Annotated in this window: 19 protein-coding genes; all 19 read right to left on the reverse strand. The window is 59.7% G+C overall.

The annotated features are described in order from the left end of the window. Nucleotide 1: 1 nt before the first annotated feature. The 19 genes from ispD to uppS all read right to left on the reverse strand — a co-directional run bounded on the left by ispD (nucleotide 2) and on the right by uppS (nucleotide 23,018). The gene (gene ispD / locus HX855_RS30000) at nucleotides 2-712 is read right to left on the reverse strand and encodes a 2-C-methyl-D-erythritol 4-phosphate cytidylyltransferase (protein ID WP_177087210.1); all 711 of its coding nucleotides are present in this window, start codon (nucleotides 710-712) and stop codon (nucleotides 2-4) included. Next, nucleotides 709-987, reverse strand: a complete 279-nt coding sequence (gene ftsB, locus HX855_RS30005) for a cell division protein FtsB (RefSeq protein ID WP_003219292.1) — start codon at nucleotides 985-987, stop codon at nucleotides 709-711. Before ftsB ends, ispD begins: the two co-directional genes overlap by 4 nt. Before the next feature lie 171 nt (nucleotides 988-1,158). Continuing rightward, nucleotides 1,159-2,448 carry a phosphopyruvate hydratase gene (gene eno, locus HX855_RS30010; RefSeq protein ID WP_177087208.1) on the reverse strand — a complete coding sequence of 430 codons (1,290 nt, stop codon included), beginning with the start codon at nucleotides 2,446-2,448 and terminating at the stop codon, nucleotides 1,159-1,161. Between the two features lie 157 nt (nucleotides 2,449-2,605). Next, entirely contained in the window at nucleotides 2,606-3,451 is an 846-nt protein-coding gene (gene kdsA / locus HX855_RS30015; RefSeq protein WP_003219295.1) for a 3-deoxy-8-phosphooctulonate synthase, read from the reverse strand. Between the two features lie 5 nt (nucleotides 3,452-3,456). Further along, on the reverse strand, nucleotides 3,457-5,088 hold the full coding sequence (locus tag HX855_RS30020; protein ID WP_076015820.1) for a CTP synthase: 1,632 nt from the start codon (nucleotides 5,086-5,088) through the stop codon (nucleotides 3,457-3,459). Nucleotides 5,089-5,361: 273 nt separating this feature from the next. Then, on the reverse strand, nucleotides 5,362-6,681 hold the full coding sequence (gene tilS / locus HX855_RS30025; RefSeq protein WP_177087206.1) for a tRNA lysidine(34) synthetase TilS: 1,320 nt from the start codon (nucleotides 6,679-6,681) through the stop codon (nucleotides 5,362-5,364). 189 nt (nucleotides 6,682-6,870) lie between these two features. Beyond that, complete coding sequence (locus HX855_RS30030) at nucleotides 6,871-7,818, reverse strand: acetyl-CoA carboxylase carboxyltransferase subunit alpha (protein WP_177087203.1); 948 nt, start codon at nucleotides 7,816-7,818, stop codon at nucleotides 6,871-6,873. 139 nt (nucleotides 7,819-7,957) lie between these two features. Then, the gene (dnaE, locus tag HX855_RS30035) at nucleotides 7,958-11,479 is read right to left on the reverse strand and encodes a DNA polymerase III subunit alpha (RefSeq protein WP_177087201.1); all 3,522 of its coding nucleotides are present in this window, start codon (nucleotides 11,477-11,479) and stop codon (nucleotides 7,958-7,960) included. A gap of 219 nt (nucleotides 11,480-11,698) precedes the next feature. Beyond that, the gene (rnhB, locus tag HX855_RS30040; RefSeq protein ID WP_177087199.1) at nucleotides 11,699-12,331 is read right to left on the reverse strand and encodes a ribonuclease HII; all 633 of its coding nucleotides are present in this window, start codon (nucleotides 12,329-12,331) and stop codon (nucleotides 11,699-11,701) included. Next, nucleotides 12,328-13,467 (reverse strand): lipid-A-disaccharide synthase, encoded by a 1,140-nt coding sequence (gene lpxB / locus HX855_RS30045; protein WP_177087197.1) that lies wholly within the window; start codon nucleotides 13,465-13,467, stop codon nucleotides 12,328-12,330. The genes rnhB and lpxB overlap by 4 nt, the downstream gene beginning before the upstream one ends. Nucleotides 13,468-13,469: 2 nt before the next feature. Beyond that, entirely contained in the window at nucleotides 13,470-14,246 is a 777-nt protein-coding gene (gene lpxA, locus HX855_RS30050) for an acyl-ACP--UDP-N-acetylglucosamine O-acyltransferase (protein ID WP_177087195.1), read from the reverse strand. Further along, nucleotides 14,243-14,683, reverse strand: coding sequence for a 3-hydroxyacyl-ACP dehydratase FabZ (gene fabZ, locus HX855_RS30055; RefSeq protein WP_003219309.1), 441 nt, complete (start codon nucleotides 14,681-14,683; stop codon nucleotides 14,243-14,245). Before fabZ ends, lpxA begins: the two co-directional genes overlap by 4 nt. 110 nt (nucleotides 14,684-14,793) lie before the next feature. Then, the gene (lpxD, locus tag HX855_RS30060; RefSeq protein WP_177087193.1) at nucleotides 14,794-15,849 is read right to left on the reverse strand and encodes a UDP-3-O-(3-hydroxymyristoyl)glucosamine N-acyltransferase; all 1,056 of its coding nucleotides are present in this window, start codon (nucleotides 15,847-15,849) and stop codon (nucleotides 14,794-14,796) included. 3 nt (nucleotides 15,850-15,852) lie between these two features. Next, nucleotides 15,853-16,356, reverse strand: a complete 504-nt coding sequence (locus HX855_RS30065) for an OmpH family outer membrane protein (protein WP_003219314.1) — start codon at nucleotides 16,354-16,356, stop codon at nucleotides 15,853-15,855. Between the two features lie 45 nt (nucleotides 16,357-16,401). Beyond that, entirely contained in the window at nucleotides 16,402-18,789 is a 2,388-nt protein-coding gene (gene bamA, locus HX855_RS30070) for an outer membrane protein assembly factor BamA (RefSeq protein WP_177087191.1), read from the reverse strand. Between the two features lie 74 nt (nucleotides 18,790-18,863). Next, nucleotides 18,864-20,216 (reverse strand): sigma E protease regulator RseP, encoded by a 1,353-nt coding sequence (gene rseP / locus HX855_RS30075; protein ID WP_177087189.1) that lies wholly within the window; start codon nucleotides 20,214-20,216, stop codon nucleotides 18,864-18,866. 53 nt (nucleotides 20,217-20,269) lie between these two features. Continuing rightward, nucleotides 20,270-21,460, reverse strand: a complete 1,191-nt coding sequence (ispC, locus tag HX855_RS30080; RefSeq protein WP_177087187.1) for a 1-deoxy-D-xylulose-5-phosphate reductoisomerase — start codon at nucleotides 21,458-21,460, stop codon at nucleotides 20,270-20,272. Continuing rightward, a complete protein-coding gene (locus HX855_RS30085; protein ID WP_177087185.1) occupies nucleotides 21,457-22,263 on the reverse strand; it encodes a phosphatidate cytidylyltransferase in 807 nt (268 codons plus the stop codon). The genes ispC and HX855_RS30085 overlap by 4 nt, the downstream gene beginning before the upstream one ends. Beyond that, complete coding sequence (gene uppS / locus HX855_RS30090; protein ID WP_003219323.1) at nucleotides 22,263-23,018, reverse strand: polyprenyl diphosphate synthase; 756 nt, start codon at nucleotides 23,016-23,018, stop codon at nucleotides 22,263-22,265. Before uppS ends, HX855_RS30085 begins: the two co-directional genes overlap by 1 nt. Nucleotides 23,019-23,029 lie beyond the last annotated feature (11 nt).

Here is a 23,029-nt window from a genome sequence, read left to right on the forward strand (position 1 = left end):
TTCAAACTGACCGACTGGCTCGGCGCTGGCGCAGCCATTCAAGGTCTTCCGGGCGGGTGACCTTGATGTTGTCGCTGCGGCCTTCGATCAGGCGCGGCGCGTGCCCGGCCCACTCCATCGCCGACGCTTCATCGGTGATGGGTACGTCCGACACCAGGCTGTCGGCCAGGGCGCGGTGCAATGCGCCCAGGCGAAACATCTGCGGCGTGTAGGCCTGCCAGATCTCGCTGCGGTCAACGGTTTCCAGCACCCGGCCGTGCTTGTCGGCACGCTTGAGGGTATCGCGCGCGGGCACGGCCAGCAGCCCGCCGACCGGATCGTGGGCCAGTTCACCGAGCAGTTTGTCGAGATCATCACGATGAAGATTGGGCCGGGCTGCATCGTGCACCAGCACCCAGTCGTCATCGCTGGCGCCCTGGCCATGCAGGTACAACAAGGCGTTGAGTACCGAACCCGAGCGCTCCGCACCGCCGTCTACACGTACGATGCGCGGGTCAGCGGCGCAGGCCAGGGTTGGCCAATAAGGGTCGTCCACCGCAACGCTGACCACCAGCCCCTTCAGGTCCGGATGGTCGAGGAAACAGCCCAGGCTGTGTTCGAGAATAGTGCGCCCGCCCAGATGCAGATATTGCTTGGGACGGTCCGCAGCCATACGGGCACCCACGCCCGCGGCAGGAATCACGGCCCAGAAGGCCGGTGACGGAATGCTCATTGGGCCAACTGGTAGAGGGTTTCACCCTCCTTGACCATGCCCAATTCATGACGAGCCCGTTCTTCAACGGTCTCCATACCTTTTTTCAGTTCAAGTACTTCGGCATCGAGCACGCGATTACGCTCCAGCAACACCTCGTTTTCGGCGTGCTGTGCGGCAATTTGCTGGGTCAGTTCGGTGACCTGCGCCAAGCTGCCGTTCCCCACCCAAAGGCGGTACTGCAGGCCAGCCAGCAGCAAGAGCAAGACGAGGAACAACCAATTGGGACTGCGCATCGAATATCGGGTATCCAGTGAAAAAAGACAGCCATGCAAAACTTTTACTGCAACTGATAGCACGAAGCCTGGAATAACCAGGCTTGTGCTTGTTAGTCATGAGATTAGCGTCGAAATTCACGCTGTCGTGATTTTTCCGACGTAATCCGCTGACCTTTTACCATTTAACAATCAGCCGCGAAACTCGGCACGACCGTTGTACTTGGCTTTGCCGCCCAGTTGCTCTTCGATACGCAGCAATTGGTTGTACTTGGAAACGCGGTCGGAACGGCACAGGGAACCGGTCTTGATCTGCCCGGCCGAAGTGCCCACGGCCAGGTCGGCAATGGTCGAATCTTCGGTTTCGCCGGAGCGGTGGGAGATCACGGCGGTGTAGCCCGCAGCCTTGGCCATCTGGATGGCTTCCAGGGTTTCGGTCAGGGTGCCGATCTGGTTGAACTTGATCAGGATCGAGTTGGCGATCTTCTTGTCGATGCCTTCTTTCAGGATCTTGGTGTTGGTCACGAACAGGTCATCACCGACCAGTTGGATTTTCTCGCCGATCTTGTCGGTGAGGACTTTCCAGCCAGCCCAGTCGGACTCGTCCAGGCCATCTTCAACGGAGATGATCGGGTAGCGCTCGCACAGGCCCTTCAGGTAGTCGGCAAAACCTTCGGAGGTGAAGACGTGGCCTTCACCGGACAGGTTGTACTTGCCGTCTTCGTAGAATTCGCTGGCCGCGCAGTCCAGGGCCAGGGTCACGTCGGTGCCCAGTTTGTAGCCAGCGTTGGCCACTGCTTCCGAGATCACTTTCAGTGCATCTTCGTTGGACGCCAGGTTCGGCGCGAAACCACCTTCGTCACCCACGGCAGTGCTCAGGCCACGGGCCTTCAGTACAGCCTTGAGGTGGTGGAAAATCTCGGTGCCCATGCGCAGGCCTTCGGAGAAGGTCTTGGCGCCAACCGGCTGCACCATGAATTCCTGGATGTCGACGTTGTTATCAGCGTGCTCGCCACCGTTGATGATGTTCATCATCGGCACCGGCATCGAGTAGACACCCGGAGTGCCGTTCAGGTTGGCGATGTGGGCGTACAGCGGCAGGTCCTGGTCCTGTGCCGCGGCCTTGGCAGCCGCCAGGGAGACGGCGAGGATGGCGTTGGCGCCCAGGCTGCCTTTGTTTTCGGTGCCGTCGAGCTTGATCATCGCGTGATCGAGGGCTTTCTGGTCAACAGGATCCTTGCCCAGCAGCAGGTCGCGGATCGGGCCATTGATGTTGGCCACGGCCTTGAGTACACCTTTGCCCAGGTAACGGCTCTTGTCGCCATCACGCAGTTCCAGCGCTTCGCGGGAACCTGTGGAAGCACCGGACGGCGCGCAGGCGCTGCCGATGATGCCGTTATCGAGAAGCACGTCGGCTTCGACGGTAGGGTTGCCACGGGAGTCGAGAACTTCACGACCTTTGATGTCGACGATTTTTGCCATTGTTGTAAACACTCCAAAGTTGACGAAAACGACGCAGCTGAAGGAAATCTTTTGACCGACCGCAAGGGTGGAACAACGGGGCAGGCTTGCAGGCGACAAGGCTCAGGCCCGGGGGCCTGAGCGTTTAGCGTGGGATACTTTACCGGAGAAACGACGCTTACGCGGTCTCTACCGTCGGAAAACTCTTGACCAGGTCGTCCAACTGCTTCAACTGGGCCAGGAATGGCTCCAGCTTGTCCAGGCGCAGGGCGCATGGGCCGTCGCACTTGGCGTTGTCCGGGTCCGGGTGGGCTTCGAGGAACAGGCCCGCCAGGGACTGGCTGATGCCGGCCTTGGCCAGGTCCAGTACCTGGGCACGGCGCCCGCCAGCGGAATCGGCACGACCACCGGGCATTTGCAGCGCGTGGGTCACGTCGAAGAACACCGGGTATTCGAACTGTTTCATGATGCCGAAACCGAGCATGTCCACCACGAGGTTGTTGTAGCCGAAGCTCGAACCGCGCTCGCAGAGGATCAACTGGTCGTTACCCGCTTCCACGCACTTGTTCAGGATGTGTTTCATTTCCTGAGGCGCGAGGAACTGGGCTTTCTTGATATTGATCACAGCGCCGGTCTTGGCCATGGCGACCACGAGGTCGGTCTGGCGTGACAGGAAGGCCGGCAACTGGATGATGTCGCACACCTCGGCGACCACGGCAGCCTGTTCCGGCTCGTGGACGTCGGTGATGATCGGCACGCCGAAGGCTTGCTTGATGTCCTGGAAGATCCGCATGCCTTCTTCAAGGCCCGGGCCGCGATAGGAGGTCACGGACGAACGGTTGGCCTTGTCGAAGCTGGCCTTGAACACGTAAGGGATACCGAGTTTCTCGGTCACCTTCACGTACTCTTCACAGACCTGCATCGCCATGTCGCGGCTTTCCAGCACGTTCATGCCGCCGAACAGCACCATGGGCTTGTCGTTGGCAATCTCGATGTCGCCTACGCGAATGATCTTCTGGGCCATCAGGTTTACGCCTTCTTCTGATGTTGCGTCAGTGCTGCTTTAACGAAGCCGCTGAACAACGGGTGACCGTCGCGCGGGGTCGACGTGAACTCCGGGTGGAACTGGCACGCCACGAACCATGGATGATCCGGCGCTTCAACCACTTCAACCAGGGCGCCGTCACCGGAACGACCGGAGATTTTCAGGCCGGCTTCCATGATTTTCGGCAGCAGGTTGTTGTTCACTTCGTAGCGGTGACGGTGACGCTCGACGATCACGTCCTTGCCGTAGCAATCGTGAACCAGCGAACCCGGCTCCAGCAGGCAATCCTGCGCGCCGAGGCGCATGGTGCCGCCCAGGTCGGAGGTTTCGGTACGGGTTTCAACGGCGCCGGTGGCATCTTCCCACTCGGTGATCAGGCCCACGACCGGGTGGCCGCTGGTGCGATCGAACTCGGTGGAGTTGGCGTCTTTCCAGCCCATCACGTTACGGGCGAACTCGATGACCGCCACTTGCATGCCCAGGCAGATGCCCAGGTACGGCACTTTGTTTTCACGGGCGTACTGGACGGCAGTGATCTTGCCTTCCACGCCACGCAGACCGAAGCCGCCCGGAACCAGAATGGCGTCAACGCCTTCCAGCAGCGCAGTGCCCTGGTTCTCGATGTCTTCGGAGTCGATGTAGCGCAGGTTGACCTTGGTACGGTTGCTGATGCCCGCGTGGCTCATCGCTTCGATCAGCGACTTGTAGGCGTCCAGCAACTCCATGTACTTGCCGACCATGGCGATGGTGACTTCATGCTCAGGGTTGAGCTTGGCGTCGACCACGGCTTCCCACTCGGACAGATCGGCGCCGCCACACTGCAGGCCGAAACGTTCGACGACAAAATCATCCAGGCCCTGGGAATGCAGGATGCCCGGGATCTTGTAGATGGTGTCGGCGTCTTCCAGAGCGATTACCGCACGTTCTTCAACGTTGGTGAACTGGGCGATCTTGCGACGTGACGCGATGTCGATCGCGTGGTCGGAGCGGCAGACCAGCACGTCCGGCTGCAGGCCGATGGAACGCAGTTCCTTGACCGAGTGCTGGGTAGGCTTGGTTTTGGTTTCGCCGGCGGTGGCGATGTACGGCACCAGTGTCAGGTGCATCAGCATCGCGCGCTTGGCGCCGACTTCGAAACGCAGCTGGCGGATAGCTTCGAGGAACGGCTGGGACTCGATGTCACCGACGGTGCCACCGATCTCGACCATCGCCACGTCGGCATCGCCTGCACCCTTGATGATGCGGCGCTTGATTTCGTCAGTGATGTGCGGGATCACCTGGATGGTTGCACCCAGGTAGTCACCACGGCGCTCCTTGCGCAGCACGTGCTCGTAGACACGGCCGGTGGTGAAGTTGTTGTTCTGGGTCATGGTCGTGCGGATGAACCGCTCGTAGTGGCCCAGGTCCAGGTCGGTCTCGGCGCCGTCGTGGGTGACGAACACTTCACCGTGCTGGAACGGGCTCATGGTGCCCGGGTCAACGTTGATGTACGGGTCCAGCTTGAGCATGGTGACCTTAAGTCCCCGCGCCTCCAGGATGGCCGCCAATGAAGCGGAGGCAATGCCTTTCCCCAATGAAGAAACAACACCGCCCGTGACGAATATGTAGCGCGTCATGAAAAACCCTAGAAGTCTGCGTTAAAGCGGTCCGAGCCGCCGGGGAAAGCGAAGGAAGGCCGAAGCCCCCGATCACCTGCATTAATCACAGTGCACCTTTCAAAAAAACCGCCGCGTTGTGACAGACCAGCAATGAAACACCGGTACGTTGATCGCTACACATTTTTTGGAATCGCCCAGCAAAGACTGCTTGGTAATCGGCAACTGCTGCGATTCAGGCGAATCCACAGAAGTTGTATCAAGAAGGGAGCGTAGTCTACCGGAAAGGCTCTATCAGCTCAAACCTTGATCGCAGGTTGGTGGCATCCAATGTAATTGCCAGGGTGCATGGCCAACTGCCGCAAGCCCCGGCAGGTTGGCCACAGCCAGCAATTGTTGGCCCTGATACAGCAGCGGCAATCTGCCACGGATGAAGCCTGGCACTGCACTTTCGTTAAGCAACCGCTTCAGGTCACGCCGGCCCCGGCCTGGCAATTCCATGATTTCGCCGCCTTGGCGATAACGGATGCTCAGTGGACCATCAGGGCCGTTGCCGCTGAACTGCAGGTGGCCGTTACCGGGTAACTGTAGTGGGTTTTGCGGGTGTGACCAGCTGACCGGCGCATCAGAAAATTCCGACCAACTGGCGGGTAACCACCAGAGGTGCCCGGCGCAGCGGTGCAATTGACCGTCGGCCAGGCGCCACAGAGGCTGTGCGTCTTCCTTGGCGTCGCGCAGGGTGGACCAGCCGACCCAGTGCTCGCTGTCGGGCAAGCGTGTCAGCGGTGCGAGCCAATGCCTTAGCGCGTTGCGCTGGCGAGCCTCGGACAGCGTAGCCAGTGGCTCAAGGGCCAGCGACGGTAAAGGCAGCCAGGCAACCGCCGGGGCCTGGCTGGCAGCCAGCAGGTCCATTTGCGCCAGTTCGTCGAGCAGGCCTTGGGCTTCGTGCAAATGTTCGGCACTGCGGGCCATGGTGGTGACGGCTTGGGGCCAGCGCTGGGCCAGCAGCGGGAAAACGTGGTGGCGCAGGTAATTGCGGGAGAAACGCGGGTCAGCGTTGGACGGGTCTTCGATCCAGGTTAATGGCTGTTCGCGGGCGTAGGTTTCCAGCTCGGCTCGGGACACATCCAGCAAGGGTCGCACCAGATAGCCATCTGCCAAAGGACGTTGCGCAGGCATTGCCCCCAGCCCGCGCACACCAGCCCCACGCAACAGCCGAAACAGTAGGGTTTCAGCCTGATCGTCACGGTGCTGGCCCGTAATCAGCAACTCCCCTGCCCCGGTGACCTCGGCAAACGCCTGATACCGCGCCTCACGGGCCGCGCGCTCCAGGCTTGCGCCTGGTTGCACCTGCACACGGATCACTTGCAGGGGCACGCTCAGGGCGTCGCACACAGCCTGGCAATGCGCCGGCCACGCATCAGCCGCCGCTTGCAACCCATGGTGGACATGGAGCGCACGGAGGGGCGGGAGTTTGTCAGATTTGGCCAGCGTGGCCAGAAGGTGCAGCAGGACCGTGGAGTCGAGACCGCCGGAAAAGGCGACATGCCAGGCCGGAGCGTTGCGCCAGGGCGCGAGGGTTTGCAGGAGCTTGGCGGTCAGGGTGGGCTTCATAGCAAAGGATGCCATCAATCTGGAATGCGATAACCCAGCATACACAAAGCAAATGTGGGAGCGGGCTTGTGTGGGAGCCGGGCTTGCCCGCGATGCAAACAACTCGGTTATCTATTGCACCGAGTTGATGCTATCGCAGGCAAGCCAGCTCCCACACAAGCCCGCTCCCACATTGAGTAAGGCGTCAGCTTAGAGGCCGTAGCTCATCAGTCGCTCGTAACGACGCGCCAGCAGCGCCTCGTTGTCGAACTTCTTGAGCATCGCCAGTTGCGAGCTGAGTTCGGCACGAATGCTCGCGGCCGCGCCAGCCGGGTCACGGTGAGCGCCGCCCAATGGCTCGGCGATCACTTTATCCACGATACCCAGGCCTTTCAGGCGATCCGCGGTGATGCCCATGGCTTCGGCAGCGTCCGGCGCTTTCTCGGCGGTTTTCCACAGGATCGAGGCGCAACCTTCCGGCGAGATCACCGCGTAGGTCGAATATTGAAGCATGTTCAGTTGGTCGCAGACGCCAATGGCCAATGCCCCGCCGGAACCGCCTTCACCAATCACGGTAGCGATGATCGGCGTCTTCAGGCGCGCCATCACCCGCAGGTTCCAGGCAATCGCTTCGCTCTGGTTACGCTCTTCAGCGTCGATGCCTGGGTAGGCGCCCGGTGTGTCGATAAAGGTCAGGATCGGCATCTTGAAGCGCTCGGCCATTTCCATCAGGCGGCACGCCTTGCGGTAGCCTTCCGGACGCGGCATGCCGAAGTTGCGGCGAACCTTCTCGCGCACTTCACGGCCTTTCTGGTGACCGATCACCATCACTGGCTGGTCGTCCAGGCGGGCGATACCGCCCACGATGGCCGCGTCGTCGGAGAAGTGACGGTCGCCGTGCAGCTCATCGAACTCGGTGAAGATGTGTTCGATGTAGTCCAGGGTGTACGGACGGCGCGGGTGGCGGGCCAGGCGCGCGATCTGCCAGCTGGTCAGCTTGCCGAAGATGTCTTCGGTGAGCGTGCTGCTCTTGTCTTGCAGGCGAGAGATTTCATCGCCGATATTCAGCGAATTGTCATTGCCGACCAGGCGCAGCTCTTCGATCTTGGCTTGCAGGTCAGCGATCGGCTGTTCGAAATCAAGAAAATTCGGGTTCATAAGCGTCCGTCTTGGGTCGACGGCCAAGGAGTGCCTGGCCAGCCGGTTGTCTATTCGCGCCCTACCTTAAGGGAGAGGCGCGGTTAGGTCGAGATTAAATGTTCGGTCGAGATCAGGCGTTCTTTGTACTGCCAGACCGTCAACGGTATTGGAGGAAGACGTTGTCACGCCCGAACTGGTCACGCAATGCTTGAATCAAGCCATCCGCCGGGTCGATTCTCCAGGTCTCGCCGAACTGCAGCATGGCCTTGGCATCGTTGCCGGTGTACTCCATGGTCACCGGGCATGCGCCGCGGTGACGCTTGAGCAGGTCACCCAACCAGCGTAGCTGATCGCCTTTGAGCGCCTCGGTGCGCACTTTCAGGCGCAGGCTTTCGGCCAGGTTGGTGCGGGCATCTTCCATGCTCATCACGCGTTTGATCCGCAGGCGCAGGCCGCCGGAGAAGTCGTCGTTGCTGACCTCGCCTTCCACCACTACCATGGCATCGGTCTGCAACAGCGACTGGGCAGAATGGAACGCATCGGCAAACAGCGAGGCTTCGATCCGGCCCGAGCGGTCGTCGAGGGTGATGAACCCCATCTTGTCGCCCTTTTTGTTCTTCATCACCCGCAGGGCGATGATCATGCCCGCAACGGTCTGGGTGTCCCGTGCCGGTTTCAGGTCGATGATGCGCTGACGGGCAAAACGCCGGATTTCGCCTTCGTATTCGTCAATCGGGTGACCGGTGAGGTACAGGCCCAGGGTGTCTTTCTCACCCTTGAGGCGTTCCTTGAGGGTCAGGTCCTTGGCCTTGCGGTGGTTGGCGTAGACGTCGGCGTCTGCTTCGACGAACAATCCGCCAAACAGGTCGGCGTGGCCGCTGTCATGGGTACGGGCGGTCTGCTCGGCGGCCTTGATCGCCTCTTCCATGGCAGTCAGCAGCACCGCGCGGTTACGGTCGATGTTGGCCTGGTAAGCCTTCGGCTCATCATGGAAGTACGGGCCCAGACGATCCAGGGCGCCGCTGCGGATCAAGCCATCAAGGGTACGTTTGTTGATGCGCTTGAGGTCGACCCGGGCACAGAAGTCGAACAGGTCCTTGAACGGCCCGTCCTGGCGCGCTTCGGTAATCGCCTCCACCGGGCCTTCGCCCACCCCCTTGATCGCGCCGAGGCCATAAATGATGCGGCCTTCATCGTTCACCGTGAACTTGAACTCGGAAGTGTTCACGTCCGGCGCGTCGAGGCGCAGCTTCATGGTCCGCACTTCTTCGATCAAGGTCACGACCTTGTCGGTGTTGTGCATATCCGCAGACAGAACCGCGGCCATGAACGGTGCCGGGTAGTGGGCCTTCAGCCAGGCAGTCTGGTACGACACCAGGCCGTAGGCGGCGGAGTGGGATTTGTTGAAGCCGTAACCGGCGAACTTCTCCACCAGGTCAAAGATGTTACCGGCCAGGTCCGCGTCAATGTTGTTGGTGGCGCAACCTTCAATGAAACCGCCGCGCTGCTTGGCCATTTCCTCGGGTTTTTTCTTACCCATGGCCCGACGCAGCATGTCCGCGCCACCGAGGGTGTAACCGGCCATGACCTGGGCAATCTGCATCACCTGTTCTTGGTACAGGATGATGCCGTAGGTCGGTGCCAGTACTGGCTTGAGGCCTTCGTACTGGTAATCGGAGTGCGGGTAAGCCAGTTCGGCACGCCCGTGCTTACGGTTGATGAAGTCATCCACCATGCCCGATTGCAGCGGGCCCGGACGGAACAGGGCTACCAGTGCGATCAAGTCTTCCAGGCAGTCGGGCTTGAGCTTTTTGATCAGCTCTTTCATGCCGCGGGATTCAAGCTGGAACACGGCCGTGGTTTCGGCTTTTTGCAGCAACTGGTACGTCGGTTTGTCGTCCAGCGGGATAAAGGCGATGTCCAGCGGCGGCTCGTCGATCTTCGCGCGCTCGCGGTTGATGGTCTTCAGCGCCCAGTCGATGATCGTCAGGGTACGCAGGCCGAGGAAGTCGAACTTCACCAGGCCGGCCGCCTCCACGTCATCCTTGTCGAACTGGGTTACCAGGCCGTCGCCTTCTTCGTCGCAATAGATCGGCGAAAAGTCGGTCAGCTTGGTGGGCGCGATAACCACACCACCGGCGTGTTTACCGACGTTACGCACCACGCCTTCGAGCTTGCGCGCCATGTCCCAGATTTCGGCCGCTTCTTCATCGACCTTGATGAAGTCCCGCAGGATTTCTTCCTGCTCGTAGGCTTTTTCCAGGGTCATGCCGACTTCGAACGGAATCATCTTCGATAGGCGGTCAGCCAGGCCGTAGGACTTGCCCTGCACCCGGGCCACGTCGCGGATGACCGCTTTCGCCGCCATGGAACCGAAAGTGATGATCTGGCTTACGGCGTTGCGGCCGTATTTTTCGGCCACGTATTCAATGACCCGGTCGCGACCGTCCATGCAGAAGTCGACGTCGAAGTCGGGCATCGATACCCGTTCCGGGTTAAGGAACCGCTCGAACAGCAGGTCATATTCCAGCGGGTCGAGGTCGGTGATCTTCTGCACATAGGCCACCAGCGACCCGGCACCCGATCCACGGCCCGGGCCCACCGGCACGCCGTTGCTTTTGGCCCACTGGATAAAGTCCATTACGATCAGGAAGTAACCGGGGAACCCCATCTGGATAATGATATCCAGCTCGAAATTCAGCCGGTCGACGTAGACCTGGCGCTTGGCGTCGTAATCTTCAGTGGTGTCCTTGGGCAGCAGGACGCTCAAACGCTCTTCCAGGCCGTCGAACGAGACCTTGCGGAAATACTCATCGATGGTCATGCCATCGGGAATCGGGAAGTTGGGCAGGAAGTGCTTGCCCAGCTTCACTTCAATGTTGCAGCGCTTGGCGATCTCGACGGAGTTTTCCAGGGCCTCGGGCAGGTCGCTGAACAACTCGGCCATTTCATCGGCGCTTTTGAGGTACTGCTCTTCGCTGTAGTTTTTCGAGCGGCGCGGATCGTCCAGCGCCCGGCCTTCACCGATGCACACGCGGGTTTCGTGGGCCTCGAAGTCTTCCTTCTTGATAAAGCGCACATCATTGGTCGCCACCAGCGGCGCGCCGAGCTTTTCAGCCAGGGCCACGGCGGCGTGCAACTGCTCTTCATCGTTGGGGCGGTTGGTGCGCTGGATTTCCAGGTAGAAACGGTTGGGGAACACGTCCATCCATTCACGGGCGAGAATTTCTGCCTCGTGGGGATTGCCACCCAACAGCGCGATACCGATTTCACCCTCTTTGGCCGCCGAGAGCATGATCAGCCCGTCGCTGGCCTCGGCTACCCACTCACGCTCGATGATGATTGAGCCATTGCGCTGACCGTCGATAAAGCCACGGGAAATCAGTTCGGTGAGGTTGCGATAACCCACGCCGTTCATCGCCAACAGGCTGATGCGGCTCAGGGGGTTATCCGGGTCTTTGTTGGACAGCCACAGGTCGGCGCCGCAGATCGGCTTGATGCCGGCGCCCATGGCGGCCTTGTAGAACTTGACCAGGGAACACATGTTGTTCTGGTCGGTCACCGCCACGGCAGGCATGTTCATGCCCACGAGGGTTTTGACCAGCGGTTTGATCCGTACCAGGCCGTCGACCAGGGAGTATTCAGTGTGCAGGCGCAGGTGAACGAATGAAGCCGGCATAGTGATCCTGTCTAAAACGTGAAAACAACAAGGCCCGGAAATCCGGCATTTAAAGCTACTGCGCTTGGTAAGACTGCTTTGAACAGCAACTCGAAATGCTCATTGGCTAAAGCCAACTGCGCTTTCTCGCTGCTGCTCGCCTTGCCTTACCTTACCTGCGCTCGCTACGCTTTAAAGGCCGGATTGTACCGGGCCTTGGCAAAAACATCAGCCTTGCTGCTAAATCTCGATCAGGCTTTCACGAGCCTCGTAGGCCTGGCGAACCGGGGCGAACGAGCGGCGGTGGATCGGGGTCGGGCCCAGGCGAGCCAGAGCTTCCAGATGAACGGGCGTCGGATAGCCTTTGTGGCCGCCGATGCCGTAGCCAGGGTAAATCAATTCGAAAGCCGCCATTTCACGGTCACGGCTGACCTTGGCCAGGATCGATGCAGCGGCAATTGCCGGCACCTTGCTGTCGCCCTTGACCACCGCTTCCGCCGGCATCGTCAGCTTGGGGCAGCGGTTGCCGTCGATCATCGCCATTTTTGGCGTGATGTGCAGGCCTTCGATGGCGCGCTGCATGGCCAGCATGGTGGCGTGCAGGATGTTCAGTTTGTCGATTTCCTCGACTTCAGCCCGGGCGATGTGCCAGCTCAGGGCCTTCTCACAGATCTCATCGAAGAGTTTTTCGCGACGGGCTTCGGTGAGTTTCTTCGAATCGTTGAGGCCGAGGATGGGGCGGTTCGGGTCGAGAATTACAGCGGCGGTAACGACCGCGCCACACAGCGGGCCACGGCCCACTTCGTCAACACCGGCTACCAGATCAAGGGCATCAGCGACCAGGCTGAAATCCAGGCCCATTTGCGTCTTCATAGGGCTTCCTGTTTTTGGCCGATCAAGGTCAGCACCGCATCCGCCGCCTGGTTCGACGCATCACGGCGCAAGGTGCGGTGAATTTCGTCAAAACCACGGGTCTGCTCTTCGCCACCGTCGATCAGCGGCAGCAGGGTTTGCGCCAAGGCTTCAGGCGTCGCATCGTCCTGCAACAGCTCGGGCACCAGCAGACGCTGGGCCAGCAAATTGGGCAGGGAGATGTAGGGGCTTTTGACCATCCGCTTGAGAATCCAGTAGGTGAGCGGCGCCAGACGATAAGCCACGACCATCGGGCGCTTGTAGAGCAAGGCTTCGAGGGTCGCGGTGCCGGAGGCGATCAGCACCGCGTCGCACGCGGCCAGGGCCAGGTGCGAGCCGCCGTCGAGCAGGGTCAATGGCAAGTCGCGCCCTATCAGCAATTCATCAATTTGCGCACGGCGCTGAGGGCTGGCGCACGGCAATACGAAGCGCACACCGGGTTTCAGGGCTAGCAAGCGTTCGGCGGCATCAAAAAACAACGCACCAAGACGACCCACTTCACCGCCCCGACTGCCCGGCATCAAGGCGACCAATGGCCCCTCAGGCAAGCCCAGTTCGGCGCGAGCCGCCGCACGGTCCGCCTGGAGTGGGATGGCGTCGGCAAGGGTATGGCCAACAAACCGCACCGGTACGCCCTTCTCTTCATAGAACCGGGCCTCGAACGGCAGCAAGGTCAACATCAGGTCGCAGCCTTCGCGGATCTTCAGCACGCGCTTTTGCCGCCACGCCCACACGGACGGGCTGACGTAATGCACGGTCTTGATCCCGGCCTGACGCAACTTGAGTTCAATATTGAGGGTGAAGTCCGGGGCGTCGATTCCGATGAAGACGTCGGGCTTTTCTTCGATCAGGGTCTGGATCAGCTTTTTGCGGCGGGCCAGCAGCTCGCGCAAACGGCCCAGCACCTCCACCAGCCCCATCACCGACAGGCGTTCCATGGGAAAGTAGGACGTCAAGCCTTCAGCCTGCATCAGCGGGCCGCCGACACCGATGAATTCAACCGCCGGATGCTGGGCCTTGAGGGCCCGCATCAGGCCTGCACCGAGAATATCGCCGGAAGCTTCTCCGGCCACCAACGCTATACGCAGCTTGGCCATGATCAGCGGGTGATGCCGCGAGTCGACGACTGGATCGAGTCACGGAATATGGCAACTTCGGGAAACAATGCAGCGGGTTCCTTCAGCTCAGTCAACGCCTGGTCGACCGTCAACCCCTGGCGATAAACCACCTTATAGGCACGACGCAGAGCGTGGATCGCGTCTTCGCTGAAACCACGACGGCGCATGCCTTCGAAGTTCATGCTACGGGCTTCGGCCGGGTTGCCGAATACGGTGACGAATGCAGGAACGTCCTTGCCGATGGCGGTACCCATGCCGGAAAAACTGTGGGCACCGATATGGCAGTACTGATGAACCAGGGTAAAGCCGGACAGGATTGCCCAATCGTCAACGTGCACGTGGCCGGCCAACGCGGTGTTGTTGACCAGGATACAGTGGTTGCCGATCACGCTGTCGTGGCCGATGTGCGCATAGGCCATCACCAGGTTGTGATCACCCAGGGTGGTCTCGGCGCGGTCCTGAACGGTACCGCGGTGAATGGTCACACCTTCACGGATGATGTTGTGATCACCGATTACCAGGCGTGTTTCTTCACCCTTGTACTTCATGTCCGGGGTGTCTTCGCCTATCGATGAAAACTGATAGATGCGGTTGTGTTTACCAATCCGCGTCGGGCCTTTGAGGATCACGTGCGGCCCGATGACTGTCCCCTCGCCGATTTCCACACCTGCGCCGACGATCGACCATGGGCCGACCTCAACGTCGGCGGCCAGTACGGCCGTCGGATCGATGATTGCGCGAGGGTCAATCAAACTCATAGTTTGCGTTCCGCACAGATGATTTCAGCCGAGCAGACCGGCTTGCCGTCGACCGAGGCCTGGCATTCGAACTTCCAGATCTGGCGCTTGCAGCTGATGAACTTGGCTTCCAGGATCAACTGATCGCCCGGAGTGACCGGGTTGCGGAAGCGCAGTTTGTCGGAGCCCACGAAATAGTAGAGCGTGCCATCGGCAGGCTTCAGGTCGAGCATTTTGAAACCAAGGATACCGGCAGCCTGGGCCATCGCTTCGATGATCAATACGCCTGGCATGATTGGGTGCGCAGGGAAGTGACCATTGAAGAACGGTTCGTTGATGCTGACATTCTTGTAGGCACGAATGCGCTTTTCCTCAACATTGAGGTCCGTGACCCGGTCCACCAGCAGGAACGGATAACGGTGAGGCAGGTATTCGCGAATCTCGTTGATGTCCATCATTTCGGGGGGAAGCCTGTAATAAAGATTGGGAGCGTGCGGACTAAGGCACGCCCCTCTAGCAAATCAAGGAGGCAGTCTAGCGGCTGTGCACACTTGATATGGAAATGGTATCAGCCATCTGATGAAGCATTACCGCCAGGGGTCACGTCCCCAACACGCTTTTCCAGATGTTTCAGGCGCCGAGCGATATCGTCGAGCTGCCTCAGACGGGCCGCACTCTTGCGCCATTCGGCCGCAGGCTGCATGGCCGTACCGGAAGAATAGGACCCAGGCTCGGTAATCGAATGGGTCACCATGGTCATACCGGTGATGAATACGTTGTCGCACACTTCGATATGGCCTACCAGGCCAACACCGCCAGCGAGCATGCAATGCTTGCCAATCTTGGTGCTGCCGGAAATCCCCACACACGCGGCCATGGCAGTGTGATCGCCAATCTGCACGTTGTGGGCGATCTGAATCTGGTTATCCAGTTTCACACCGTTACCAATGATGGTATCGGCCAACGCCCCTCGATCCACAGCGGTATTGACGCCAATTTCAACGTCATCGCCGATCAGCACACCGCCCACCTGGGCAATCTTGTGCCATACGCCTTTGGAGTTGGCGAAGCCGAAGCCCTCGCCGCCGATCACGGCGCCCGACTGAATCACCACGCGTTCGCCAATACGCACGTCGTGGTACAGGGTCACGCGCGGAGCCAGCCAGCCACCGGCACCAATTTCACAGCGTGCGCCGATAAAGCACTGAGCACCTACCGTTACATCCGCGCCGATACGTGCGCCACTTTCGATCACCGCAAATGCACCGATGCTTGCAGCAGGATCAACCTGCGCGTCATCGGCGATCACTGCCGTTGGATGGATCCCGGCAACAGCCTTGGGTTTTGGATCGAACAGGTGCGACGCCCGGGCATACGCCAGGTACGGGTCGGCAACCACCAACGAATCCCCGGTAAACCCTTCGGCATCAGCGGCCTTCAGCAACACGGCTGCTGCACGGCTGTCGCCCAGGTATTTACGGTATTGGGGATTTGCCAGGAAGCTCAACTGAGCTGGGCCAGCCTCCTGCAAGGTGGCTAGCCCAGTGATTTCCTTCTCCGGGGAACCACGCAAGGTGGCTCCCAGGAACTCGGCCAATTGGCCGAGCTTGATAGTCGCGGTCATGGCTTACTTCAGCTGATTCATGCGCTCGATCACCTGACGGGTGATGTCGTACTGAGGTTTAACGTCGATGACTGCACCGCGTTCGAACACCAGGTCAAAGGCGCCTTTCTTGATGACTTCTTCTACAGCGCTGTCGAGTTTCGGCTTGAGCTGCTTGAGCATTTCGCGGTCGGCAACAGCCTTGGCTTCGTTCAGCTCCTTGGACTGGAACTGGTAGTCACGGGCCTTTTGCTTGAACTCAAGCTCCAGACGCTCACGCTCGCCTTGCTGCATCTTGTCGCCACCGGCTACCAGACGATCCTGGATACCCTTGGCGCTGCTTTCCAGCGTCTTGAGCTTGGTCAGTTGAGGACCGAACTTCTTCTCGGCATCCACGGCGTATTTCTTGGCCGCATCGGATTCCAGCAGCGCCATCTGATAGTTCAGAACAGCGATTTTCATTTCGGCAAAGGCCGGGGTCGCTACCAGGACAGTCGCCAGGAGAACCAATTGAGTCAACTTACGCACGATGCACTCCTACAGAATCCGTTGTCGTTATCTTGGGTCAGACGCTTAGAACGTCTGGCCGAGGGAGAATTGGAAAATCTGGGTTTCAGCGTTATCCGGTTTCTTGACCGGCATGGCCAGAGCAAAGCTCAATGGGCCCAGCGCCGTCACCCAGGTCACACCTACACCTACAGAGCTTGCCAGGTTGCTGAAGCTCACGTCGTTACACTGGGTATTGGACTTCGAACCGTTAGGGTTGGTGACCTGCTCGCACTTGGAGTCGAACACGTTACCCACATCCCAGAAGACCGAAGTACGCAGGGAACGTTGATCCTTGACGAACGGCAGCGGGAACAGAATCTCCGCACCACCCTGGATCAGCACGTTACCACCGAATGGCAGCGGGTCGTTGTCCGAGTCAGCCACAGTACCCTGGTTGCCGGTCACACCCACGCCACGGCTCGGAGTACCACGAGGACCCAGCGTGCTGTCCTTGAAACCACGTACCGAGTTGAAACCACCAGCATAGTAGTTTTCATAGAACGGCAAGCCGCTCGTCGAACCGTAACCATCGCCATAACCCAATTCGGTGTGCAGGCGCATGGTGTAGTTTTCGCTCAATGGCTGGAACAACTGGCCACGGTAGTCGAGCTTGAAGAACGACAGGTCGCTGCCCGGCGTGGTGGCTTCCAGAGTCAGGCTCTGGGAGTGGCCACGGGTCGCCAGCACACCTTTGTTAAGGGTCGATTCCGACCAGCCGGCCGAAGCCTTGAAGTTCAGGAACTGGTCACCTTCTTTACGCACGAAGTTGAAGATCTCATCCACGGTGTACACACCGGTCTTGATCTTGTCCTGTTGCGCGGTCAGGCCGAAGGTCAGACGCGAGGTCTCACTGATCGGGTAACCAATGTTGGCGCCAACACCCAGGCTGTCGATGGCATAGCTTGCAACGTCAACATCGAGGTCTTTGTAATCGGTTGTACGGTAGAAGGCGTTGTAGCCCAGGCTCACACCGTCAGCAGTCCAGTAGGGGTCGACATAACCGAAGTTATACCGGCTCTGGTATTCGCTTCGGGTCAGACCGATGGAAACCTTGTTACCGGTACCGAGGAAGTTGTTCTGGGTGATCGAACCACCGAGGATCAGACCGGCACTCTGGGCGAAACCGACACTGGCGGTAATCGAACCGGAGGCTTGCTCTTCCACGGCATAGTTCACGTCAACCTGGTCATCCACACCCGGTACAGCCGGGGTTTCGACGTTCACTTCTTTAAAGAAGCCCAGACGCTCAAGGCGGACCTTGGACTGGTCGATCAGGTACGTCGACGCCCAGCCACCTTCCATCTGGCGCATTTCACGGCGCAGCACTTCGTCAGCCGACTTGGTGTTGCCACGGAAGTTAATGCGGTTGACGTAGGCACGCTTGCCCGGGTCTACGACGAAGGTGATGTCTACCGTGTGGTCTTCATCGTGCGGGGTCGGCACGCCGTTGACGTTGGCGAAGGTGTAGCCCTCGTTACCCAGGCGGCGGGTGATCAGTTCGGACGTGGTGGTCATCAGCTTGCGCGAGAACACCTGGTCTTTCTGCACCAGCAGCAGGGACTTGACCTGGTCTTCAGGCACTTTCAAGTCGCCGCTGAGCTTGACGTCGCGAACCTTGTACTTCTCGCCTTCGTTCACGTTGACAGTGATATAGACGTGCTTCTTGTCCGGGGTGATGGACACCTGGGTCGAAGCGATATCCATGTTGATATAGCCACGGTCCAGGTAGTAGGAACGCAGACGCTCCAGGTCACCGGACAGTTTTTCGCGGGCGTACTTGTCATCGTTCTTGAAGAACGACAGCCAGTTGGTGGTCTTGAGTTCAAACAGATCGGTCAGGTCATCATCGGAGAACTTGGTGTTACCCACCACGTTGATGTGCTGGATGGCCGCCACGGTGCCTTCGTTGATATTGACCTTCAGGCCGACGCGGTTGCGCGGCTGGGGAACCACTTCGGTCTCGACGGTAGCCGAGTAGCGGCCCTGGGCAACGTACTGGCGTTGCAGTTCGTTACGCACACCTTCGAGGGTGGCACGCTGGAAGATCTCGCCTTCAGCAAGGCCCGATTGCTTGAGGCCTTTCATCAAGTCTTCAGTGGAGATCGCCTTGTTGCCTTCGATCTCGATACTGGCGACAGAAGGTCGCTCCACGACAGTGATGACAAGGACGTTGCCTTCGCGACCCAGTTGGATATCTTGAAAGAACCCGGTTTTGAACAGCGCACGAGTGGATTCCACCAGGCGACGGTCATCAGCCTGTTCCCCGACGTTCAACGGCAAGGCACCAAAGACGCTACCCGCGGAAACCCGCTGGAGGCCGTTGACGCGAATATCGGAGATGGTGAAGGACTCGGCGTGAACTTCGGCGATCATCAATACGGTGAGAACCGCAGTTAGCAGCAGACGTTTCATGAAGTCCTTTCTTATTCCAACTGGCAATAAACAAACTGCCGCAAAATGCGGCAGATTCGCAATTCAGCGAAGCGTTACAGTCGTCCCAGATCGTTGACCAGGGCTAACAACATCACCCCGACCACCAAACTGATACCGATCTGTATCCCCCAACCCTGCACCCGATCCGACAAGGGGCGACCACGCGCCCACTCGACCAGATAAAACAACAGATGCCCCCCATCCAATACTGGAATGGGCAACAAATTCAGAACCCCAAGGCTAATACTCAGATAAGCCAGGAAATTCAGGAAATCTACAACGCCCGACTGGGCAGAAGCGCCCGCCACTTTAGCAATGGTTATCGGTCCACTCAAGTTTTTTACCGAGAGCTCGCCGAACAACATTTTCTTGAGTGAATCGAGGGTCAGCACACTCATGGTCCAGGTGCGTCTCGCACCCTCGCCAATTGCCGCCAACGGCCCGAAACTCACCTCTCGCACCATCGAGGGTGGCCACTCGACACCTTTGACGCCCGCACCCAGGTAACCCCCGGCCGCCTTGGCTTCCCCGCGAACCGCCAGGGTCACAGGGACGTCGATTTGAGCACCATCGCGCTCAACTTTCAGCACAATTTTGGTATCAGGGCGTACACGCACCAGGTCGACCACTTGCTGCCAGTCACTCAGCGCCTGGCCATCAAGGGCCAACAGGCGGTCGCCGGTTTTCAGACCTGCGGCCTGGGCCGGCCCCTTCGGATCGAGCTCTGCCAGTACCGGCGGCAAGGCCGGACGCCACGGGTGAATGCCCAGGGACTTGATCGGATCAGGCTCCTCGGAACCCTGCAGCCAGTGGCTCAGGGTCAGCTCGCGCGGGGTTTCAGTGGTGGAATCCGGCTCACGCACCACCAGCTTCACGACGCCGCTTTCACCCATACGCCGCACCAACTGCAAATTGACCGCGCCCCAACCGACGGTCGGCTCGCCATCAACTGCAACAATTTCCTGCCCGGCAGCCAGGCCAGCCTTGGCTGCCATGCTATCCGCTTCGACCGCACCAATGACCGGACGCACCTGCTGACTGCCCAGCATGGCCAGTACCCAGAAGAACACAATGGCCAGCAGGAAGTTGGCGATCGGCCCTGCCGCAACGATGGCGATACGCTGACGAACGGTCTTGCGGTTGAAGGATTGGTCCAACTGGTCGGCCGGCACTTCGCCTTCACGCTCATCGAGCATCTTGACGTAGCCACCCAACGGAATGGCCGCAATCACAAACTCGGTTCCGCGACGGTCGTGCCAGCGCAGTAACGGCATGCCGAACCCTACGGAGAAGCGCAGTACCTTGACGCCGCAACGACGCGCGACCCAGAAATGGCCGAACTCGTGGAAGGTGACCAGCACACCCAGAGCAACCAGGGTGCCGACAATCATGTAGAGCGCACTCATCTAATTTCTCCGCCTTTCAATCCAGTGCCTGAAGGCTCAAACACACCCAAAGGCTAACGCGTATTGCGGTTCAACCATTGCTCGGTCAAGGCCCGAGCCTTTGCATCCGCCTCAAACACGGCGCCCAGATCATTCACGGCGACTACGGGTTCAAGGTTCAAAACGTCCTCAATGATACCCGCGATCTGCGGAAAGCGGATGCGCCGGTCAAGAAACGCCGCCACCGCAACTTCGTTGGCCGCATTCAGCATCGCCGGCGCACTGTTGCCCGCCTCGGCAGCTTGCCGCGCAAGACGCAGGCAAGGGAAGCGCTGCTCGTCAGGCGCCTCGAAATCCAGACGGGCAATGGCAAACAGGTCCAACGGCGCAACCCCTGAATCAATCCGCTCCGGCCAGGCCAGGGCGTTGGCGATCGGCGTGCGCATGTCCGGATTGCCCAACTGAGCCAACACCGAGCCATCCACGTAATCAACCAGGGAATGAATCACACTTTGCGGGTGGATCACCACCTCGACCTGATCCGGCCGGGCGTCAAACAACCAGCACGCCTCAATCAGCTCCAGGCCCTTGTTCATCATGCTCGCCGAATCTACCGAGATCTTGCGACCCATGGACCAGTTCGGGTGAGCACAGGCCTGATCAGGGGAAACATGCTCCAGATCGGCCAGCGGCGTCTGCCGGAATGGACCGCCGGAGGCTGTCAGAAGAATCCGACGCACGCCGACCTGACTCAACCCACGGGCGAAATCACCGGGCATGCACTGGAAAATCGCGTTGTGTTCGCTGTCCAGCGGCAGCAGCACGGCCCCGCTCTTGCGCACCGCCTGCATAAAGAGCGCGCCGGACATCACCAGGGCTTCTTTGTTGGCCAGCAGAATTTTCTTGCCGGCATCAACGGCGGCCAGGGTCGGACGCAAACCGGCCGCACCGACAATCGCCGCAACGACGGTGTCGACAGCAGGGTCTGCCGAAACCTGGCACAACCCCTCCTCCCCCACCAGCACTTGAGTCGCCAGGCCCGCGGCGCGCAGATCGTCCTGCAAACCACGCGCGGCAAGCGCTTGCGGCACGACGGCGTATTGCGGCGAGTGGCGCACGCACAATGCCAGCAATTCGCTCAGACGGCTGAAACCGGTCAATGCGAACACTTGATAACGCTCGGGATGACGGGCAATGACATCCAGTGTGCTCAACCCCACCGAGCCGGTAGCACCCAACACGGTGACCTGTTGCAGGCGGCTCACGAAGCGGCCATCCACAGCAGTACGGCAAAGATCGGGATCGCGGCCGTCAGGCTGTCGATGCGGTCCAGCACGCCACCGTGACCCGGCAGCAGGTTGCTGCTGTCCTTGATCCCGGCCTGGCGCTTGAACATGCTTTCAGTCAGGTCACCGACCACCGAGATGAACACGACCACGGCCGCCCCCACCAGGGACAGAAGCATTTCCTTGACGGTCCAGCCTCGCACCACACCCACTACAAGGGTAATCGCCAGGGTCAACGCCAGGCCGCCATACACGCCTTCCCAGCTTTTACCCGGGCTGACAGCCGGCGCCAGCTTGCGCTTGCCGAAAGCACGACCGGAGAAATAGGCACCGATATCGGCGCCCCACACCAGCACCATCACCGCCATGATCAGCCAGTTACCCAACTGCATGTGCTTGATGTAGACCAGGCCTTGCCAGGCAGGCAACAGAATCAACAGACCGATCACCAGCTTGCAGGCGACACTGGACCAATGGCTGCTGGTACCCGGAAACGTCAGCACCAGATAGGTCGCCAACGCCCACCACAACACCGCCGCACCCAGCACCCAAGGTGCCACGTCCGGAAGGATGTACATCAGGAACATCAACAGCGCCACGGCAGCCGCATACACCACACGAGGCAACTGCGCAGCAAAACCGGCCAGGCGCGCCCATTCCCACGCACCCAGTGTCACCACCAGGCCGATGAACAGCGCAAAATTTGCGCCCTCAAGCAGGAAGAAGCCGCACAGGGCGATAGGCAGCAGGATCAGTGCCGTGATGATTCGTTGTTTAAGCATTAAACCCGGGCTCCAGCTTCGATCTGCTCGCTCGTTTTACCGAAGCGACGCTGACGGGAAGCGAAATCGGCCAGCGCGTTGCGCATGGCATCGTGTTTGAAGTCCGGCCAGAACAGGTCGGAGAAGTACAATTCGGTATAGGCCAACTGCCACAACAGGAAGTTGCTGATGCGGTGGTCGCCACCGGTACGAATGCACAGGTCGGGCAACGGCAGGTCGCCGGTCACCAGACAGGTTTGCAACAGTTCGGGCGTGATGTCTTCCGGTCGCAGATGACCGGCCTGCACTTCCCGGGCGAGGCGTTGCGCTGCCTGGGCGATATCCCACTGGCCGCCGTAGTTGGCTGCAATTTGCAGCACAAAACGGTTACTGCCGGCAGTGATCGCCTCGGCTTCACGCATGGCCGCTTGCAGCTCGGGATGGAACCGCGAGCGGTCACCGATGATGCGCAGGCTGATGTTGTTCTCGTTCAGGCGCTTGGCCTCACGACGCAGAGCCTTGAAGAACAGGTCCATCAAGGCACTGACCTCCTCGGCCGGACGTTGCCAGTTTTCACTGGAGAACGCGAACAGGGTCAGCACTTCGACCTTGGCCTCGGCGCACACCTCAATCACCGCACGCACTGCGTCGACACCCGCTTTATGCCCGGCAACACCCGGCATAAAGCGTTTTTTCGCCCAGCGATTATTCCCGTCCATGATGATCGCGACATGGCGCGGCACCACAGAGGGTACAGTCTGCTTGGTCTTTTCCATGAAGGCGTCCT

This window comes from Pseudomonas sp. IPO3778 (assembly GCF_013386825.1).
Classification (GTDB): Bacteria; Pseudomonadota; Gammaproteobacteria; order Pseudomonadales; family Pseudomonadaceae; genus Aquipseudomonas.

Excerpts from the sequence above, each read along its gene's own strand:
- HX855_RS30030 (WP_177087203.1), bottom strand. The coding sequence starts at position 7,818 with ATGAACCCGAATTTTCTTGATTTCGAACAGCCGATCGCTGACCTGCAA.
- rseP (WP_177087189.1), bottom strand. The coding sequence starts at position 20,216 with ATGAGTGCGCTCTACATGATTGTCGGCACCCTGGTTGCTCTGGGTGTG.
- eno (WP_177087208.1), bottom strand. The coding sequence starts at position 2,448 with ATGGCAAAAATCGTCGACATCAAAGGTCGTGAAGTTCTCGACTCCCGT.
- fabZ (WP_003219309.1), bottom strand. The coding sequence starts at position 14,683 with ATGATGGACATCAACGAGATTCGCGAATACCTGCCTCACCGTTATCCG.
- lpxB (WP_177087197.1), bottom strand. The coding sequence starts at position 13,467 with ATGGCCAAGCTGCGTATAGCGTTGGTGGCCGGAGAAGCTTCCGGCGAT.
- tilS (WP_177087206.1), bottom strand. The coding sequence starts at position 6,681 with ATGAAGCCCACCCTGACCGCCAAGCTCCTGCAAACCCTCGCGCCCTGG.
- ftsB (WP_003219292.1), bottom strand. The coding sequence starts at position 987 with ATGCGCAGTCCCAATTGGTTGTTCCTCGTCTTGCTCTTGCTGCTGGCT.
- HX855_RS30020 (WP_076015820.1), bottom strand. The coding sequence starts at position 5,088 with ATGACGCGCTACATATTCGTCACGGGCGGTGTTGTTTCTTCATTGGGG.
- rnhB (WP_177087199.1), bottom strand. The coding sequence starts at position 12,331 with ATGAAGACGCAAATGGGCCTGGATTTCAGCCTGGTCGCTGATGCCCTT.
- uppS (WP_003219323.1), bottom strand. The coding sequence starts at position 23,018 with ATGGAAAAGACCAAGCAGACTGTACCCTCTGTGGTGCCGCGCCATGTC.
- bamA (WP_177087191.1), bottom strand. The coding sequence starts at position 18,789 with ATGAAACGTCTGCTGCTAACTGCGGTTCTCACCGTATTGATGATCGCC.
- lpxD (WP_177087193.1), bottom strand. The coding sequence starts at position 15,849 with ATGACCGCGACTATCAAGCTCGGCCAATTGGCCGAGTTCCTGGGAGCC.
- dnaE (WP_177087201.1), bottom strand. The coding sequence starts at position 11,479 with ATGCCGGCTTCATTCGTTCACCTGCGCCTGCACACTGAATACTCCCTG.
- ispD (WP_177087210.1), bottom strand. The coding sequence starts at position 712 with ATGAGCATTCCGTCACCGGCCTTCTGGGCCGTGATTCCTGCCGCGGGC.
- kdsA (WP_003219295.1), bottom strand. The coding sequence starts at position 3,451 with ATGGCCCAGAAGATCATTCGCGTAGGCGACATCGAGATTGCCAACGAC.
- lpxA (WP_177087195.1), bottom strand. The coding sequence starts at position 14,246 with ATGAGTTTGATTGACCCTCGCGCAATCATCGATCCGACGGCCGTACTG.
- HX855_RS30085 (WP_177087185.1), bottom strand. The coding sequence starts at position 22,263 with ATGCTTAAACAACGAATCATCACGGCACTGATCCTGCTGCCTATCGCC.